15 protein-coding genes are annotated in these 17,860 nt (G+C 62.1%); 2 read left to right on the plus strand and 13 right to left on the minus strand.

The window, feature by feature from the left end; translation table 11 throughout:
- Window positions 1-164: 164 nt before the first annotated feature.
- The gene (locus E4J93_RS04945; protein ID WP_147588350.1) at window positions 165-473 is read left to right on the plus strand and encodes a hypothetical protein; all 309 of its coding nucleotides are present in this window, start codon (window positions 165-167) and stop codon (window positions 471-473) included.
- Between the two features lie 114 nt (window positions 474-587).
- On the opposite strand, the gene E4J93_RS04950 is transcribed toward E4J93_RS04945, so the two are convergent.
- From E4J93_RS04950 to ftsH, 7 genes are all read right to left on the minus strand, one after another.
- Window positions 588-1,862, minus strand: a complete 1,275-nt coding sequence (locus E4J93_RS04950; protein ID WP_147588351.1) for a glycosyltransferase family 2 protein — start codon at window positions 1,860-1,862, stop codon at window positions 588-590.
- A gap of 128 nt (window positions 1,863-1,990) precedes the next feature.
- Window positions 1,991-3,007 carry an RluA family pseudouridine synthase gene (locus E4J93_RS04955; RefSeq protein WP_147588352.1) on the minus strand — a complete coding sequence of 339 codons (1,017 nt, stop codon included), beginning with the start codon at window positions 3,005-3,007 and terminating at the stop codon, window positions 1,991-1,993.
- Window positions 3,007-3,591 carry a signal peptidase II gene (lspA, locus tag E4J93_RS04960; RefSeq protein WP_187231610.1) on the minus strand — a complete coding sequence of 195 codons (585 nt, stop codon included), beginning with the start codon at window positions 3,589-3,591 and terminating at the stop codon, window positions 3,007-3,009. The genes E4J93_RS04955 and lspA overlap by 1 nt, the downstream gene beginning before the upstream one ends.
- Before the next feature lie 148 nt (window positions 3,592-3,739).
- Window positions 3,740-6,541: an isoleucine--tRNA ligase gene (gene ileS / locus E4J93_RS04965; RefSeq protein WP_147588353.1), complete on the minus strand. Its 2,802-nt coding sequence runs from the start codon at window positions 6,539-6,541 to the stop codon at window positions 3,740-3,742.
- 445 nt (window positions 6,542-6,986) lie between these two features.
- Window positions 6,987-7,424, minus strand: a complete 438-nt coding sequence (locus E4J93_RS04970; protein WP_147588354.1) for a DUF523 domain-containing protein — start codon at window positions 7,422-7,424, stop codon at window positions 6,987-6,989.
- Window positions 7,425-7,510: 86 nt separating this feature from the next.
- Window positions 7,511-8,614 (minus strand): NYN domain-containing protein, encoded by a 1,104-nt coding sequence (locus tag E4J93_RS04975; RefSeq protein WP_147588355.1) that lies wholly within the window; start codon window positions 8,612-8,614, stop codon window positions 7,511-7,513.
- 254 nt (window positions 8,615-8,868) lie between these two features.
- A complete protein-coding gene (gene ftsH, locus E4J93_RS04980; protein WP_187231611.1) occupies window positions 8,869-10,776 on the minus strand; it encodes an ATP-dependent zinc metalloprotease FtsH in 1,908 nt (635 codons plus the stop codon).
- A gap of 91 nt (window positions 10,777-10,867) precedes the next feature.
- Between ftsH and E4J93_RS04985 the strand changes: the two genes are divergently transcribed.
- Window positions 10,868-11,401 carry a cob(I)yrinic acid a,c-diamide adenosyltransferase gene (locus tag E4J93_RS04985; protein WP_147588356.1) on the plus strand — a complete coding sequence of 178 codons (534 nt, stop codon included), beginning with the start codon at window positions 10,868-10,870 and terminating at the stop codon, window positions 11,399-11,401.
- 48 nt (window positions 11,402-11,449) lie between these two features.
- Here the strand turns inward: E4J93_RS04985 and E4J93_RS04990 are convergent, their stop codons facing one another.
- The 6 genes from E4J93_RS04990 to ffh all read right to left on the minus strand — a co-directional run bounded on the left by E4J93_RS04990 (window position 11,450) and on the right by ffh (window position 17,785).
- Window positions 11,450-12,832, minus strand: a complete 1,383-nt coding sequence (locus E4J93_RS04990) for an MATE family efflux transporter (RefSeq protein ID WP_147588357.1) — start codon at window positions 12,830-12,832, stop codon at window positions 11,450-11,452.
- Between the two features lie 196 nt (window positions 12,833-13,028).
- On the minus strand, window positions 13,029-13,925 hold the full coding sequence (locus E4J93_RS04995) for an RNA methyltransferase (protein WP_147588358.1): 897 nt from the start codon (window positions 13,923-13,925) through the stop codon (window positions 13,029-13,031).
- A 3-nt stretch (window positions 13,926-13,928) separates the two neighbouring features.
- Complete coding sequence (locus E4J93_RS05000) at window positions 13,929-14,603, minus strand: hypothetical protein (RefSeq protein WP_147588359.1); 675 nt, start codon at window positions 14,601-14,603, stop codon at window positions 13,929-13,931.
- Window positions 14,604-14,711: 108 nt separating this feature from the next.
- Entirely contained in the window at window positions 14,712-15,224 is a 513-nt protein-coding gene (locus tag E4J93_RS05005) for a dihydrofolate reductase (RefSeq protein WP_187231612.1), read from the minus strand.
- A gap of 65 nt (window positions 15,225-15,289) precedes the next feature.
- The gene (gene thyA, locus E4J93_RS05010; RefSeq protein ID WP_147588360.1) at window positions 15,290-16,138 is read right to left on the minus strand and encodes a thymidylate synthase; all 849 of its coding nucleotides are present in this window, start codon (window positions 16,136-16,138) and stop codon (window positions 15,290-15,292) included.
- 159 nt (window positions 16,139-16,297) lie between these two features.
- Entirely contained in the window at window positions 16,298-17,785 is a 1,488-nt protein-coding gene (ffh, locus tag E4J93_RS05015) for a signal recognition particle protein (RefSeq protein WP_147588361.1), read from the minus strand.
- Window positions 17,786-17,860 lie beyond the last annotated feature (75 nt).

Below are 17,860 nucleotides of genomic sequence, written 5' to 3' on the forward strand. Positions count from 1 at the left end.
TTACGAATCTAAAGCGGCGACGGGTTGCGTCGCGCAGCGATGCCAGGAGTTATACCCAACCTATTCCGCGACGTTGCCGCAATCAACGAAATGAAGAGGATGCGGCGGCTCCAACAGAATTGTCCTCGTATAATATCGAGAATCAAACATGAAAGGAGACCAGTATGGACCAAGGCAAGGACAACGCACCGATCGCCGCGCCCAACCCGTTGAATGTTGAAAGCGCATCGGCTGGAACCGCTCCCCAGACGACGAAATCCAATTTTGCCTACGCGCTCACCGCAGGCGTGCTGGGCATCATCATTCTCATCGTATTCTCGCTGGTCATGATCGTATATGCTGCAGTATCGAGCTACGTCTATACCGATGGCTTCTCCACCGACGACACCTATTTCGACTACGACTACGGCTACGGTTACGACCATGACGACTGGGACCAGGACTACGACCTCGATTTTCACGATTTCATGTAGCCCCCGCACCAGAACCCATTGAAGAAATCCGCCCTGGCACCGCGCTTTCTATGCGATGCCGGGGCGGATTGCGATATCCCGTTCAAGCCTCTGCCCGAAAACGGACGGGAGTCGTTACTGAGCTCCCTCGATAACCTGGTCGAGCGTCACCGATACATCGTGCGGGGTGGGCACCCAATCGACCTTGAGGAAAAGCGCGGCCACGGTAAGCGGAATATAGGTGAACATAAACAGCGGGAACGTGAACAGGTTGGCGACGATGCGCCATGTTTGCGGGCAATGGATATGCTTGTGCTCGGTAACGGTCGTGACGACGCCGAGAACGAAGAACGTGAAATACATATAGAACAGCGTGATAAGTAGGGATCCGACGCACAGCTCAAGCTCGGCGTCGGTTGCCAGGAAGCCATGGGACAGCGAGCCCACGACCAAGAACGTGCTGTTCGCCAATAGCGAAACCAGAGTAAGGAGCATGCCGGGCGCGATGGTCATGAGCATGTCGTAGGCTGCGAAGCGATGATGGTGGAAGATCGACTTCAGCAAGTGCGAACCGTACGTGAAGAATACCTGGTAGAAGCCCTTCGTCCAGCGCATACGCTGCTTCCAGGAAGCCGACATGGTAACCGGCTGCTCATCGTAGAACTCGGCGGGCGCGTAACCGATCTGGATTCCATGCACGGCGCAGAACGTAGAGAACTGGATATCCTCGGTTAGGGTATGGAAATCCCAGCCGTGCATTCCCTCGACAATCTTCGACGAGATGAGGTAGCCCGAACCGGAGACCGCGCACGAGGTCCCGCAGATCATGCGGGCGTTATTGAGATAGCGCGCCTCGCGGAGAAACCAGGTGGCATAAGCCGCGGAGATCCATGAGCTACCGAAATTCTTGGAGTTGCGATAGCTCGTCAAGGCGAGGTAGCCTTGGTCGAACGCATCGTTCATGATGGAGACGTAATCGCGAGACAGCAGGTTATCGGCATCGAAGATGAAGAACGCCTCGTGCTTGCCGGGGTACTCGCGCAGAATGCGGTCGAAACCGTAATCCATCACCCAGCTCTTTCCCTTACGGGCGAGGTCGTTGCGCTCGTACACGATCGCACCTGCGTCGCGAGCGGCCTGGGCGGTGTTATCGGTGCAGGCGTCGGCAACAACGAAGATATCGATGAGCTCGGACGGATAGTCCTGGTCGCGGATGGACTGCACGAGGTTGGCGATCACCGCCTCCTCGTTGTGGGCGGCGATGAAGAACGCATACCGATGCTGCTTCTTCGCGGGCGGAATCTTGACCTCACCCCGAAACAGGCCGATGAGCAGATACACGGCCTGGTAGGCGAAGCACACGGTGAACAGGACGCCGAGTATGAAATTGAAGATAACGATAGGTGCCACGAAACATCCCTTGAGCAGACAGATAACTATGCTCAAGGTAGTGTAGCGCAGCCGCGACGACCCGCATCGCTTCGCCCGCGATATGCGCAAAAGGGGGACATATCCGCAACGAAGCAGGGAGACGAGGCCTAGTCCTCGAGTAGGCCGAGCTTCGGGATGATGACGGCGCCCGCCTCCGTACGACCGAGCGAGCGATCGGACAACTCGTCGAGCGCGGCAGCGAGGTCCCAGGGAAGCTCGTCGCGGCACTCGATCCGCTCACCGGTGACAGGATGATCGAAGGCGACGCGCCATGAATGAAGGAACTGGCGGTCGAGATCGAGATTAATACGGTCGCTTCCCTTGCCGTAAAGCGGATCGCCCACGAGCGGGTGGTTGATATGGCGCATATGCACGCGAATCTGATGCGTTCGCCCCGTATAGAGATGGCACTCGACAAGCGTGTACCCCTCGTCCCAACGCGTCGAATCGAAGCGTTCGAGCACCTTAAACGTCGTGATGGACTGGCGTGCGAAGGGATCGTCAGATACGGCCATCTTTACGCGGTCGCGCGTTGATCGGGCGATGCCGGTATTGATGGTGCCTTCGTCCATGGCGATATGACCGTGGACCAGGGTGATATAGCGACGATCCAACGTGCGCGTGCGGATTAGGTTTTGCAGCTCGCGCTGGGTGTCATCATCCTTGGCTGCAAGCATGAGCCCCGAGGTGTCACGGTCGAGGCGATGAACGATGCCCGGACGATCCTCGCCTTGCACGGTCCCCAGATGCTCGATACCGCAGTGGTAGACGAGTGCGTTGGCAAGCGTACCGGAATCGTGGCCGTGAGCGGGATGGCATACGAGACCGCGCTGCTTGGACAGTACGATGAGGTGGTCGTCCTCATAGCGGATGTCGAGCGGAATGGGCTCGCCGACGATATCGCCGGGCTCGCGCTCCTCGGGAAGCTCCGCGGAGATCCTGTCGCCGGCCTGGACGATATACTTCTTGGAGAGGCACGCTTCGCCGTTCAACGTCACGGCGCCGGCTTCGATGAGCTTCGCGCAGGCGCTCCTCGAGGGCATGCCATCACGAGCACCCAAATACGCATCGATACGAACGCACGCGTCTTCAGCCTGAACGAGATAATGAACGTCCTGCGCCATTACAGCCCGCCTCCCCTATTGTCATCCTTCGACCCGCCGGCAGCCTTTGCGCCGGCGTCGTCGCCTTCGAGCGCATTTGCCGGACTGAGGAACATGAATCCGAGAAACGCTATAACGACACCGCAGGTAATACCGATATCGGCCACGTTGAAGACGGGAAAGTCAATAAACTCGGTTGCCAGAAAATCCACCACGTAACCAAAGCATATGCGGTCGATCGCATTGCCGATACCGCCGCCGACGACCATGCCGAGGCCGATGGCCTCGATGCGGCTCACAAGCGGCGCGCGGCGAAGGTAGACCACCGCCGCGACCGTGACGAACAGCGCGACGAGCACGAAGAGCCAGCCGCTTCCCTCGCCCAGGCTGAACGCAGCGCCGCGATTCTCAACATAATACAAGCGCACGATGCCGGGGATGAGCGGAGCCTCGAACGAGTCGCCCGAAAAAGGCCGGGGAGACAGATGTGCCTGCACCAGCAGCTTGGTCACGCGATCGAGCACAACGAAGAGCAGGGCCGCCAGCCCCGCCGCTAGAAGGCGCCCACGTCGGCTCGGCGTATACCCGTCACTCTTCGATCTCACGTCGTTCCTCTCCAACAGCTAGATGAATGGACCCCCGCGCCGAACGCGAGACGCCCATGCACCCCGCAACGCAGGTGCGTTCGAAACGCGGTCCCGCCGTCAACGGCAACAGAGCCGCGCGCCGCACAAAGCGGCGCGCGGAACAAAACTACAGCAGGGCGGAAGCGCAGCGGTCGCAGATATGCGCATGCTCGCCATGGACGCCCGTACTCTCGCGGAGGTTCCAGCAGCGATCGCAAGCCTCGCCGCGCGCAGCCTCGATCTGGGCGGTGAACTCCTCGCCTTCGGCCAGCTCCACCTCGGAAACGATGTAGAACTCGGCAAGGTCGACGGCCTTGTCACCCGTGAGCAGGGCGAAGGCCTCTGCCGGAGCGGTCGCTTTCACGCGAACCTGCTGGCTCTTGGTGAAGGTGCCCTCGGCACGCGCGGCCTCGATGGCCTTGGTGACCACGCCTCGCAGCTCGAGCGACGCCTCGAGGACGCCGGCGAACTCGTTAGCCTGCTCGAGCGTGATGGGGCTCTTGTACCAATCGAGCAGCGCCGCGTAGTCCTGGTTGTCGCGGCAACCGGCGGGAGCGAACTCCATGGCCTCGTCGACCGTGTAGGACAGGATCGGCTGCAGATCGCGCATGAGCATGGAGAGCAGCTCGGCCACGACGGTCTGCGCGCTGCGCATCTCGTGGCTGCCGGGCTTCTCGCAGTACAGGCGGTCCTTCAGCGCATCGAGGTAGACGTTGGAGAGCTCGGTGACGACGAAGTCGTACAGCGTGCGGTACGCGCGGTTGAACTCGAAGCCCTCGTACGCGGCGTCGACCTCGGCCTGCACCTGGGTGAGGCGGGCGAGCATGAGCTTGTCGAGCGGCATGAGCTCGTCGAAGGCCACGCCATCGGTCGTGGGCTCGAACTGCCCCTCGAGCACGGACAGCAGGAAACGCAGGGTGTTGCGGAAACGGCGGTACGCATCGGACGTGCGGGCGAGGATCTCGGTATCGCACGCGACGTCGGTGGAGGTGTCCACGGAGGCGACCCACAGGCGGATGATGTCGGCGCCCATCTCGTCGCAGATCTTGTTGGGATCGATGACGTTACCGAGCGACTTGGACATCTTGCGGCCCTGGCCGTCGAGGGTGAAGCCCTGGGAGATGACGGCCTTGTACGGCGCGATGCCGTTGGTGCCCACGGAAGTCAGCAGCGAGGACTGGAACCAGCCGCGGTGCTGGTCGGAGCCCTCGAGGTAGACGTCCGCGGGGTACTTGAGCTCGGGGCGGTACTCGCACACGGCCTTCCAGGACACGCCGGAGTCCCACCACACATCGAGGATATCTCGGTCGGCCTTGAGGTGATGGCCGCCGCACTTGGGGCACACGCAGGCGTCACCGAGGTAGGACTCGGGGGCGTCGGTGAACCAGGCATCGGAGCCCTTCTCGTGGAACAGCGCGATGACCGCATCGAGCGTGTCGTCGTTCATGATCTTCTCGCCACAGTCGGCGCAGGTGAAGGACGGGATCGGAACGCCCCAGTTGCGCTGGCGGGAGATGCACCAATCGGGGCGCTGCTCCACCATAGCGCCGATGCGGTTGACGGCGTGCTCCGGATACCAGGACACGTGGTTGCGCACCTGGTCGAGCGCCTGCTCGCGCAGGCCGGTCTTATCCATGGAGACGAACCACTGGTCGGTGGCGCGGAAGAGCACCGGGTTCTTGCAGCGCCAGCAGTGCGGGTAGCTGTGGGTGATCTTGACCTCGGCCACGAGCATGCCGCGGTCGCGCAGGAACTGGATGATGTGCGGATTGGCCTCGTCGGTGTCCATGCCGGAGAACGGGCCGCCGGCGCCGAACTCATCGCCGTTGTAGAAGCGACCGTCGTCGTCGACGGGCATGCAGACGTCCATGCCCTCCTTCATGCAGACGTAGTAGTCGTCCACGCCGTGGCCGGGCGAGTTGTGGACGATACCGGTACCGTCCTCGGTGCCCACGTAGTCGGCCAGCAGGGCGACGCCCTCGACGCCGTCGAAGACGGGCTGCTTGTAATGCAAGTGATCCAGAACCTCGGCGGGCACCTCGTAGGGCTTTCCGTCGACCATCACGGGCGTGACGTCCCAACCGGCGATACCGCAGACCTTCTCGGCGAGGTCCTTGAGCATGATCTCGGCGCGGCCGTCGTGCTCGATGGCGGTATAGATCGCCTCGGGCTTAAGGGAGACCGCCTGGTCGGACGGGATGGTCCAGGGCGTGGTGGTCCAGATCACGAAGTCGACCGGGCCGTCGAAGGACTCGAGGCCGGCAGGCTTGCTCGTGAGCTCGAAACGGACGTAGATAGACGGGCTCGTCTCGTCGGCGTACTCGATCTCGGCCTCGGCGAGCGCGGTGTGGCAGTGCTTGCACCAATGGACCGGCTTGTGGCCGCGGTACACCATGCCGCGGTCGAACATGGCCTTGAAGGCCTCGATGTCGGCGGCGTCGTGCTGGTGGTAGAGCGTGAGGTACGGGTTGTCCCAATCGCCCAGCACGCCCAGACGCTTGAAGCCCTCGCGCTGCAGGTCGATGTTCTCGACGGCGAACTTGTTGCAGAGCTCGCGAATCTCGGCCGTGGAGGCCTGGTTGAACTTCTCGGTGCCCATCTGGGTCTCGACCTTGTGCTCGATAGGCTGGCCGTGACAGTCCCAGCCGGGCACGTACGGGGTCTCGTAGCCCTGCATGGCCTTGTAGCGGTTGATCATGTCCTTGGCGATCTTGTTCATCGCGTGACCGAGGTGGATGGGGCCGTTGGCGTAGGGAGGACCGTCGTGCAGGACGAACTTCTCGTGGCCCTCGTTCTTCTTGAGCATGAGCTCGTACACGTGGTTCTGCTGCCAGCGCTTGAGACGCTCGGGCTCGCGCTGCGCCAGGGCGGCGCGCATCGGGAACTTGGTCTTAGGCAAGTTCATAGTTTGCTTGTACTCGTTGGCCACGAATACCCCCTTCAGATCTTGGGCGCGATGAAAAAAGCGCCCGTCCTAGCTCAAGCTGGGACGAAGCGCTCTTGGAACACGCGGGGCTGCCCCGCACAGCGTTTCGCTATACCACCCAGCTCAAAGGCCCGCGCATCCACACGTGCCCGTACTCGGCTGGTCTGTAACGACGACCATCCCGGCGACGCCTACTGGGCGCGCACGCGCCGTTGGGGCCGCGGCTCCGGGGTGATATTCGAAAAGGTCGCACGCATCCGGCTCTCAGCTGCCCGGACTCTCTGTGCCGCGCGGATCCCATCTACTCGTCCCCATCGACGCCTGTGTTTATGAATGATACCACGTATGCCACGGGATGCGGCACCCCAGCGGATCTCCCCAAAGCTCGTGCACGCGAAAAACGCGCACGAGACCGCGGGCCAAAGGGGGGCTGGACGGCGGTGTCGCGCTAGAGGTCTGCAACATCGAACAGCTGGACGCCAGCCTTCGACAGGGCGTCTGCGAACAAGCCCCTTCCGGGTACCAGAACGCCCTGGAACGTGCCATCGTACACCTGATGGACCCCGCAACTCGGGCTGCGCGACTGCAGCACGGCCCCGGCAAGATCCCCTGCGTCGATCGCCGCGCGCAGACGACCCATCTCATGCGCAACGCCCCGTCGGTACGCGGCGTCGACCGAGACGCCCTGGTTGTTGACAACGTGTCCGTCGACCATCTCGGCGGGCGGGCGGGGCGTGGGCAGGCCGCCCGCAACCTCGGGGCATACGGGGACCACCTCGATTTCGGGATGACGCGCGAGCTGCTCCAACAGACGCTCGCATCGATTGCTGCCCCCGCTATATTTGCAGTTCTCACCAAGCAGGCAGGCGCTCACCGCCACCTTCATGTGTGCCTCCGATCGACTGTGGCAACCTCATTGCAACCGCCGGGCGCGCGATGCGCGCAGCGGACCGATTCTCCCCGCTGACGATGTTACTCGCGCAAACGCAGGTAGATCTGCCGATGGCCCGAATCGTCCTGCGGCTCTTCGAACTCATAGACCCCCAGCGACTTGAGGAACGGACGCAGCTTCTTGAATCCATAGTTGCGGACATCGAAATCGGAGAGGCGCTTACCGAGCTGGTCTCCCAGCTTTCCCAGGCTTACCCAGCCGTCGTCATCGGAAAACTTATCGATGATCGCGTTGATGGTCTCGCGGATCATACGCATATGGCGGCGGCGATCGGCTTTGCTCATCTCGCCAAACGCGACGTCGCCATCCTGCTCATCGAGCTCGTCATCCACATCCAAGTCGGCATCGGAATCGAGTTCGAAGCTGTTCGCTCCGACCAGCTCGTCGTCCTCCGCATCGCGGACGCCGGCGTCGGCGTGCCCGGCGCCACGGTCCCCCGGCCTGCGACGGGGCTTCGGCGCGTCGCCCTCGACCGGATCTGCGAGCGCGGCATCGGAGCTGTCGTCAGCGGCGTCGGCATGCGCCGCGCTCGCCGGTGCGGCATCCTCGAGATCCGCAGACAACGCCTGCTCAGACCTGCCACGATTCGCGCGCTTGCCGCCGCGGCGGCCACGACGGCGCCGGCGCGGCGCCTCCTCGGCATCGTCCTCGTCCTCCGACAGCTCCTCTTCCGCCTTGCGGGCCGCATAGAGCAGATCGAGATACTTGAACTGGTTGCACGCCGAGATGAACGGACGCGGTGTCTTCTGCTCGCCCATACCGATGACGACCATGCCGCTTTCGCGCAAACGAGCCACCAAACGGGTGAAATCCGAATCGGAGCTCACGATGGCGAAGCCGTCCACTGTACCGGAATACAGAATATCCATCGCATCGATGATCATGGCCGAATCGGTGGCATTCTTGCCGAAGGTATAGCTGTACTGCTGCATGGGGATGATCGAATGATCGAGCAGGCAGCTCTTCCAGCTGGCCAGTCGCGGGCTCGTCCAGTCACCATAGATGCGCTTGTACGTAGCCACGCCGGAATTCGCGACCTCTTCCAAGATCACCTTGATGTACTTCTCGGAAATGTTATCGGCATCGATCAGGATCGCAAAGCGAAGATCGGGTTCGTTGTTCATGGGGAATACCCTCCTCATTACGTATCATCCGCCTCATCTTACCCCAGAAGCGCGGACCGATATCCAGCAGGAGCCGTCGCATCGGACGGGGGCGCGCATGCGCGCGGCGCAACGCGACCGAAGGCGTGGATGCAAACGCCCCGTTCGGACGCAGCTCGGCAGCATACGAAAAGAGCCCGCACCCCGTTGCCGACGCACGAGACACGCGTGCGAACGGCAAGGGATGCGGGCCGGGGATCCGGGAGCGGGAGACGTTACTCCGCAGGCTTGGTCGGAGGCATGAGCGGATTCTCGCGTGTGAGCAGGCTCATGAACTCATCGCCGGTGATGGTCTCCTTCTTGTAGAGATAATGAGCGAGCTCGTGCAGCTTGAACTTGTTCTCCTTCAGAATCTGCATGGCGCGCTCGTGCGCCTCGGTGATGAGCTTGAGCACGGCGTCGTCGACGCGCTCGGCCGTACCGGGGGCGCAGGTGAGCGAGGTGTCCTGATTCAGATAGGCATTCTGAACGGTGCCCAGCGCCATCATGCCGAACTCCTCGGACATACCGAAGCGCGTGATCATATTGCGGGCGAGCTTGGTAGCCTGCTCGATATCGTTGGCGGCGCCGGTGGTCATCTCACCGAAGATGAGCTCCTCCGCAGCACGTCCGCCGCAGTAGACGGCAAGCTTATCGAGCACTTCCTGCTTGGTCGTGAGGAACTTCTCGTCGGCATCGACCTGCATGGTATATCCCAGCGCGCCCGAGGTGCGAGGAACGATGGTGATCTTGGTAACGGGCGCAGACTCCGTCTGGCTTGCCGCCACGATCGCATGGCCGATCTCGTGATAGGAGACGACCTGCTTCTCGTGGTCGGACAAAACGGTGGACTTGCGCTGCTGGCCCGCGATGACGACCTCGACCGATTCCTCGAAATCCTCCTGCGTCGCGCGCTTGCGACCAAGTCGGACAGCGCGCAGCGCGCCCTCGTTGATGATGTTCGCAAGATCCGCGCCGGAAGCGCCGGGGGTAGAGCGTGCGATAGCGGACAAGTCGATGGGCGGCTCGGTCTTAACGTCCTTGGAATGAAGCTCCAGGATAGCCTTGCGGCCGGCCAGATCGGGAAGCTCCACAGGGACGCGCCGATCGAAGCGGCCAGGGCGCAGCAGGGCCGGATCGAGGCTATCGGGGCGGTTCGTAGCAGCGAGCACGACGATGCCCTTCTGGTTGTCGAAGCCATCCATCTCGGTAAGGAGCTGGTTCAAGGTCTGTTCGCGCTCGTCATTACCCGAGAATCCGCCGCCGTCGCGCTTCTTGCCGATGGTATCGATCTCGTCGATGAAGACGATGCAGGGCGCCTTCTCCTTTGCCTGCTTGAACAGGTCGCGAACCTTGGCAGCGCCGCGGCCGACGAACATCTCGACGAACTCCGAACCGGAGATGCTGAAGAACGGAACGCCGGCCTCGCCGGCAACCGCCTTGGCGAGGAGCGTCTTGCCCGTACCCGGAGGGCCCACGAGCAGTGCGCCACGCGGAAGCTTGGCACCGATGTCCTCATAGCGCTTCGGGTTCTCGAGAAAGTCGACGACCTCCTTGAGAGACTCCTTGGCCTCTTCCTGTCCGGCAACATCCTTGAAGGTGACGCCGACGTCCTTGGAAGCAACGATGCGGGCGCCAGACTTGCCCAGGCCGCCCCCCATGCCGCCGAAACCGCCGCCGCCGAAGTTCATGGAGGGGTTATCGTCGCCCATAGCCTTCTTCATGCGGCGGTTGAGCCACCAGCCGGCAAGGAAGAACAAGCCGATGGGCAGCACCACGGTAAGCAGGATATAGGTCATGTATCCCGAGTTCTGGCTGGGGATATCGACCGTCGTATCGGCACCCGACTCTCGGATGAGCTGCCAGATACCGCTGTCCGTGGTGGGAACCGTGGTGCTGTACGCCTTGTCTTTCTCGCCCTTGAGCATATAGAGGGCTTGCGACGACGCATCCTGCGTGTAGTCGACCTGACTCACCTGCTTGTCCTCAAGCTTCTCAACGAACGTCGAGTAGCTGGCAGGCTCGACTTGTACCTGGTTTTTCATGCTGGGGAAGAGCAGCTGACTCATAACCAGGTACACGACGAATGCAATGAGCACGTAGAGGATCATATTCCTTCTACGCTTATGATCATCCATTTCCATATACCAAACTCCATCCCAAAGGTTTCACAATGGTGTAATAGTACCCACAGACGTATTTCGTAGACTTCCAGATACTTAAGGAGCCCCTAAGATGACGCGACTCGACGAAGGCAAGGTCCAGATCTACACCGGCGACGGCAAGGGCAAGACAACGGCGGCGCTCGGTCTCGCCTTCCGGGCGAGCGGCTACGGGCTCAACGTCCTCATGTTGCAGTTCGCCAAGAAGCTCCACTGCGCCGAGCACGATGCCGCCGACCGCTTCGGTTTGAAAATCGTACAGGCCACGCGCGATACGCCCGAGGCATGCGCGAGGCAGATCATCGAGCTCGCCCATCGGGCGCTCGGAGCGCCCGCCAGCACGGAAAGCGATGGCGCGACACCCCACGCAGCAGAGCCGGTCGATGTTTTGATCCTCGATGAGCTGGGAGAAGCGATGCGACGCGGCTTCGTGACCCGCCAGGATGTCGAGGAGCTCGTGAACGAGAAGCCCGCGACCACCGAGCTTGTCCTCACCGGACGCGGACTCCTTCCGATCGCCGACCTCGCCGACCTCGTCACCGAGATGCGCTGCGAGAAGCATTACTTCGACGAGGGACTGCTCGCGCGCAAGGGCATCGAGTACTGACGACACGACGGTTAGCGCCCGCAAGCCGGCTCCGCGATCAGGTCTCCCCTACAGCTGGACCTCCATGCGAGTGGCCTTCTCCTCGGCATGCGTCAGCCAATGGCCCCAATGATGATAGGCAACGAACAGCCCGGCCGTCAGGATCCAGGTGACCGGATATACCAGCAACATGGTCTCGACCGTATGATGCAGCGGAACGACGACGAGCAGCCAGATGACACGGAACACGCAGGTGCCCAGGATGGTGAGGAGCATGGGGCGGAAGCTCTCGCCCGACCCGCGGATCGCCCCCGACGTATTGTCAACGATGGAATAGAAGAAATAGAACGGCGCGATGAAATGAACCATCTTGGCCGTATAGCCCGTAACCGCGGGGTCGTCGATGAAGATGGCTGCAAGCGGTTCCACGAACAGCACGAGGAAGAGCGACAGCGAGCCGACGAGGAAGACGGTGATGAGCAGCGAGGTGTGGTACCCCTTGCGCATGCGCTCGTAGTTCCGCGCACCGAAATTCTGAGCGGAGAACGTGGTGATGGATACACCCAGGGCCTCGGTGACCATCCACACGATGGCATCGAGTCGGCCGGACAGACCCCAACCCGTAACCGCATCGACGCCGAAGGTGTTCACCGTCGACTGCATGATGATGTTCGACACCGAATAGACGCTGGCCTGAATGGCGAGCGGCAAGCCGCACGACAGCATCGAGCGGCAGATACGCGGATCGATACCGATGCGGCGCAGATCAAGGCGCCACGCGCCCTGAGCGCGCATGAGGCGCCACAGCACGCAGCAGCAGTTGATAAAGATCGTAGTTGCCGTAGCGATACCGCAGCCGAGGGCCTCGAGCCCCAACCCGGCCACGAGTATCAGGTCCAAGATCACGTTGATAACGCAGCCGCTCGCGATGATGAGCGCGGGCGCCCGCGTGTCGCCCACCGCGCGCAGCAGCGCCGTGCCCATATTCAGCAGCAAGGCGAACACCATCGCACCGAAATAGCAGCGCGAATAGGCAACCGCCTCCCACATGAGCTCCCGCGGCGTCTCCATGATCGAGAGAATCTGCGGCATGAATATGACGCCGCCGATGGAGACGACCAAACCGAGGCCCAGCGCGATGGCGATAGCGGTATGAACGGAACGCGAGAGGCGCTCATCATCATGCGATCCGAAAAACTGGCCGGTGATAACGGCGCAGCCGGCACCCAAGCCGACTGAAAAGCCAACCGCGAGTTCGGAGAGGCTCATCGTCGCCTGAATGCCGCCGAGAGCGAGCTTTCCACCGAACTGGCCCACGATGAACGCGTTGATAAGGGCATGCGACTGCTGGAAAAACGAGGCGAAGAAGATCGGTACGCATAGCGCAAGCAGCTGCCGCCAGATAACCCCCTGCGTCACATCGATAGAACCCGACGAGCCCCGTCCAGCCATATGCACTCCCCCGTATCTCATTATTGCAGCATATAGATCACAGCGTATGCAATCCCCCGCATAAAGGGTACGCCCTCGTATCGTTTGATACAAGGGGCGCGCTCAAGCAATCTATGAACGGAGGCTGAGGGTCGATGAACAGCGAGGACGAAGCCCGGCCCAAGGGGTCCGCAAGATCGAACGATGCACTCGACGGCTAAAAGCGGCCGGGCTGATAGCGGTAGCCGTTATCGACGTGGGGGCAAAGCTGCCAGAACGCGACGGCCGAGGCCGCGGCCACGTTGAGCGAGTCGACGCCGTGCGCCATGGGGATACGAACGGCACGGTCGCATCCAGCGATGGTGCGCGAGCCCAGCCCCTGGCCCTCGGTGCCCATGAAGAGCGCAAGACGCTGCTCCTCGAGCAGGGCGGGGTCGTCAAGGGAGACGGAATCGTCGGTCAGCGCCATGGCGGCGCAGGTGAAGCCGGCCTCCTTCAGCACGGAGAGGCCGTCACCCGGCCAGGCGCGGGCATCGGTGCCGATACGCGTCCAAGGCACCTGGAACACGGTGCCCATGCTCACGCGCACCGCTCGCCGGTACAGCGGGTCGCAGCACGTCGGACTCACGAGGATGCCGTCGACGTTCAACGCCGCGGCGCTGCGAAAGATGGCGCCCACGTTCGTGTGGTCGACGATGCCCTCGAGAACGCACACGCGGACCGGGCGGTCGCCGGCGTGCGCGCATAGGTTCGACAAGAACGCGGCGGCCGGCTCCAGCGGCGGGCGGCGCATCGCGCACAGGGCGCCGCGCGTCACGGCGAAACCCGTGAGCTCTTCCATAAGGTCCATGCTGCCCGTGAACACCGGTACGGGCTGTGCAGCTGGGACCTCTTCGATGAGGGGAAGCAGCGAGTCGAGCCAGCGCTCGCCCATAAGAAAGCTCACGGGCTCGAGGCCCGCGGCCAGCGCGCGCTCGATCACCTTGGCGCTCTCGGCGATGAAGATCCCCTTTTGCGGCTCGAGAACCGAACGCAGCTCGCGCTCCGTCAGCTTCGTATAGGCGGATAGGCGCTCGTCATCGAGGGATGCGATAGGAATGACCTGGTAGCTCATCGTCTACTCGTTCGCCTCGGGGGAATCAGCGGACTCGGCTCGGTCGGATGCGGAAGCGGCCTCGTGCTCGGGAGCGCGGTCGTGCTTCTTCTGCGCGCTCTTGTTGGCGATCTTCTTGGCGGAACGCTTGATGTTCGCCATGAGGCCGCCCGCGGGATGGGCGGCCGCCCAGGCCGCGCGCTTGCGCGCCTGCTCGTATTGATCGACGATGATATCGCCGTATTCGTCCATCAAACGCTGGTAATGGTCGATGGCGCCCTGGATGTCCTCGTCGTTGGGATGATCCTTCCACATACCGCCCATGAGCTTGTAAGGGCCCCAGGTATCGTAGCCGAGGCAGCCGTAGGAGGTAAGGAAATTGGCCTTGCGCATGCGGCACAGGCCGTCGATGTCCTTGCCATACCACTTGTCCTTGCCGCCATAGGTCATGAGAGCGAAAACCTGCTGGCCCTCGCACAGCGTGTTGGCGAGGACGCGCGCAAGGTCCTTGTCGATCTCGCCGTAATAGATTCCAGTACCTACGCCCACGAGCGGATACTCGGACAGGTCGGGATACTCGTTCTTGCCAAGCGTGGCAACATCGATGGCCTCCACCTCGGGAAACGCATTGACGACGGCGTCGACCAGCTTCTTGGTGTTGCCGTGATGCTTGGAACGATACAGAATCATGGTTTTCATGAACGAGGCCCTTCAACAAAGCCGGGCCCCAGCGGGCCCGGCAGGAATGCAATGCTCTCCATGATACCCCACCACGCTGCCGTTTAGCACGCAGCGGGCGGGTTGGCCCTATACGCGGACGTAGGTGGCGAAGGTGTAGTAGACACCTTCGTCGCCCTCGCCCTCACCTACCTGCTCGGGTTCGGTCTCATCAACAAGCCGCCATGCGTCATCGCTATCAAGGTCGTCGAAGAACGCATCCGCAGGACGGATGCAATGATTCTTCGTGACGATCGCCGTCGAGCACAGGGGAAGAAACTGCCGATATACCTCCGCGCCGCCGATAACCCATGCCTCCCCATCGTCTGCAACGCGCCCGAGCGCTTCGTCGACCGATCGCACGACTTCGGCTCCCGCGCAATGAAACAACGGATCGCGTGTAAGTACGATGTTGCGGCGATTCTTAAGCGGCTTGCCGCCGGGAAAGCTCTCGAGCGTCTTGCGGCCCATGATGACCGGATGCCCCGTGGTCATCCGAACGAAATGGCGCATGTCGGCCCTGTTGGCAACGACCATATCTCCGGCACGGCCGATTCCCCAATCATCGCAAACGGCGACGATCGCCTTCAACTCACAGCTCATAACACTCCAATCTGTACGCACACGGGATGCATCGCCCCATGTACGCGGACCCCCACGGTGCTCCTTTAGACCGCGATGGGGATGTTCTTTACCTGGGGACCGTGCTGGTAATCCTCGACGATGAGATCGTCGGTGGTGAAATCGTAGAAGTTGGTCACCTCGGGGTTGAGGGAAACCTTGGGCGCCGCGTACTGGGGACGCTCGATGAGCTCGCGCACGATATCGACATGGCGGTCGTAGATATGGGCATCGACGATCACGTGCAGCAGCTCGCCGGCGACCATGTCGCAGTGGCGCGCAACCATCATAAGCAGAATGGCGTACTGGCAGACGTTCCAATTGTTAGCGGCCAGGATATCCTGGCTTCGTTGCATGAGCACCATGTTGAGCACGGGCTTATCGTAACCCGGCTCGGCCGTGACGTTGTAGGTGACGCTGTACGCGCACGGATACAGATGCATCTCGGAGAGATCGGCGAACGTGTACATGTTCGTCATGATGCGTCGCGAATAGGGCGTATGCGTCAGGTCGTACAGAACGCGGTCCATCTGGTCGAAATCGCCCTCGGGGTAGTGCGAGGTCTGCGCGATCTGATAGCCGTACGCGCGGCCGATCGAACCGGTCTCGTCCGCCCACTGGTCCCAGATATGCGAGTTCAGATCGTTGATGTTGTTGGACTTCTTCTGGTAGATCCACAAGATCTCGTCCATGGCCGACTTGAGGGCGGTGCGGCGCAGCGTGAGCGCGGGGAACTCCTCGCGCAGATCATAGCGAGCCGTCACGCCGAAGTTCTTGATGGTGTACGCGGGAGTGCCGTCCTCCCAAACCGGGCGCACCTTCTCCCCTTCCGTCGTGGTTCCGTGATCCAAGATTTCGCGGCACATGCTCACGAACTGCTGGTCGGCCTTGCTCATATCCGGCTCCTCTCGCACGCAGCCCGCGCGCGTCGAATAACGTACTTGCTGCTGTGTACCCGCCGCGTCCCCCTTGATGACGCGGATGGCGGCCCATCACACGATGCCCAAACGATATGCACGAAAACGGCCCGCCGGAGAAACGACGGGCCGTATGCGCTACCGCTTGTTGCGCATCTGCTGCTCCATAGCGCGCAGCATATCCATCTCGCTTCCGCCGGAAGCGCCTCCGAAGGGGTTCGCGCCACCCATGAGCTGGTTCATGTTCATACCGCCCATGCCGGGGATGCCGGGCATACGCATCTTCTTGCCCTTCTTGCCCTTTTTACCCTTCTTGCCGCCACAGGCCATCTGCTGGGTCATGGAGCGCATCTTGCCCATCATCTTGTTCATCTCGCCCCACTGCTTCATAAGGGCGTTCACGTCGGCAGGCGTGGTTCCGGAACCGCGGGCGATGCGCGCGCGGCGCTGGCCGTTGATGATGCTGGGCTTCTCCCGCTCCTCCTTCGTCATGGACATAATCATCGCCTCGTTGCGCTCGAACACGCTCTCGTCGAGGTTGCCGCCCATCTGGTTGAGGGCGCGCTGGCCGCCGGGGAGCATGCCGAGAATGCCCTTCATGCCGCCCATCTTCTTGACGGCGCGCATCTGCTCGAGCATGTCGTTCATGGTGAAGCCCTCGCGCAGCATGCGCTCGGCAGCTTCGATCTGCTCGGCGTCGGCCATCTCCTGGGCCTTCTCGATGATGCCGATGACATCGCCCATACCGAGGATGCGCTTGGCCATGCGCTCCGGGTTGAAGACCTCGAGCGACTCGGGTTTCTCGCCCATCGAGACGAACTTGATGGGCTTGCCGGTCACCTGGCGCACCGAAAGGGCGCCGCCGCCGCGGGCATCGCCGTCGAGCTTGGAGATGATGACGCCGTCGAAGTCGGTGCGCTCGGCGAAGGTAGAGACCACGTTAACGATGTCCTGGCCGGTCATGGCGTCGACGACCATGAGCACCTGGTCGGGCTTGACCGCCTTCTTGATATCGACGGCCTCCTGCATCATCTGCTCGTCGATCTGCAGGCGACCGGCGGTATCGACGATGACCACGTCGCGCATGTGGTCGACGGCCTCGCGGATGGAGGCGCGGGCGATCTCGACGGGATTCTTGCCGTCGCCGCGGAACACCGGCACGCCGATCTCGCCGCCGAGCGTGGCGAGCTGGTCGGCAGCGGCGGGACGATAGACGTCGCAGGCTGCGAGCAGAGGGCTCTTGCCCTGCTTCTTGAGCATGTAGGCGAGCTTTACGGCCGCGGTGGTCTTACCGGAGCCCTGCAAGCCGACAAGCATGATGACGTTGGGGATGCGGCTGGACAGCACGAGCTTGCTCTCGGTGGCACCGAGCAGCTCGATGAGCTCGTCGAGGACGATCTTCACGACGTTTTGCGCCGGGGAGAGCGACTCGAGCACCTCGGCGGTGAGGCAGCGCTCCTTCGTCTTGGCCACGAAATCCTTGACCACCTTGTAGTTGACGTCGGCCTCGAGCAGCGCCATGCGGATATCGCGCATAGCCGAGGTGATGTCTGCCTCGGTGAGCTTGCCCTTGCCGCGCAGGCGGTCGAAGGTGTCGTTCAGGCGGTCGGAAAGGCTGTTGAACATTGGTCATCCCCTTGGAGAGTCGAACATACTGCATAGAGCCGGTATCGCCGCGGTCTTGCCAGGCGAATCCGGCAT

Origin of the sequence: Collinsella sp. BA40 (assembly GCF_008014645.1) — a bacterium.
Taxonomy (GTDB): domain Bacteria; phylum Actinomycetota; class Coriobacteriia; order Coriobacteriales; family Coriobacteriaceae; genus Collinsella.

Excerpts from the sequence above, each read along its gene's own strand:
- E4J93_RS04945 (WP_147588350.1), top strand. The coding sequence starts at position 165 with ATGGACCAAGGCAAGGACAACGCACCGATCGCCGCGCCCAACCCGTTG.
- E4J93_RS04955 (WP_147588352.1), bottom strand. The coding sequence starts at position 3,007 with ATGGCGCAGGACGTTCATTATCTCGTTCAGGCTGAAGACGCGTGCGTT.
- E4J93_RS04970 (WP_147588354.1), bottom strand. The coding sequence starts at position 7,424 with ATGAAGGTGGCGGTGAGCGCCTGCCTGCTTGGTGAGAACTGCAAATAT.
- E4J93_RS04975 (WP_147588355.1), bottom strand. The coding sequence starts at position 8,614 with ATGAACAACGAACCCGATCTTCGCTTTGCGATCCTGATCGATGCCGAT.
- ftsH (WP_187231611.1), bottom strand. The coding sequence starts at position 10,776 with ATGGAAATGGATGATCATAAGCGTAGAAGGAATATGATCCTCTACGTG.
- E4J93_RS04985 (WP_147588356.1), top strand. The coding sequence starts at position 10,868 with ATGACGCGACTCGACGAAGGCAAGGTCCAGATCTACACCGGCGACGGC.
- E4J93_RS04990 (WP_147588357.1), bottom strand. The coding sequence starts at position 12,832 with ATGGCTGGACGGGGCTCGTCGGGTTCTATCGATGTGACGCAGGGGGTT.
- E4J93_RS04995 (WP_147588358.1), bottom strand. The coding sequence starts at position 13,925 with ATGAGCTACCAGGTCATTCCTATCGCATCCCTCGATGACGAGCGCCTA.
- E4J93_RS05000 (WP_147588359.1), bottom strand. The coding sequence starts at position 14,603 with ATGAAAACCATGATTCTGTATCGTTCCAAGCATCACGGCAACACCAAG.
- E4J93_RS05005 (WP_187231612.1), bottom strand. The coding sequence starts at position 15,224 with ATGAGCTGTGAGTTGAAGGCGATCGTCGCCGTTTGCGATGATTGGGGA.
- thyA (WP_147588360.1), bottom strand. The coding sequence starts at position 16,138 with ATGAGCAAGGCCGACCAGCAGTTCGTGAGCATGTGCCGCGAAATCTTG.
- ffh (WP_147588361.1), bottom strand. The coding sequence starts at position 17,785 with ATGTTCAACAGCCTTTCCGACCGCCTGAACGACACCTTCGACCGCCTG.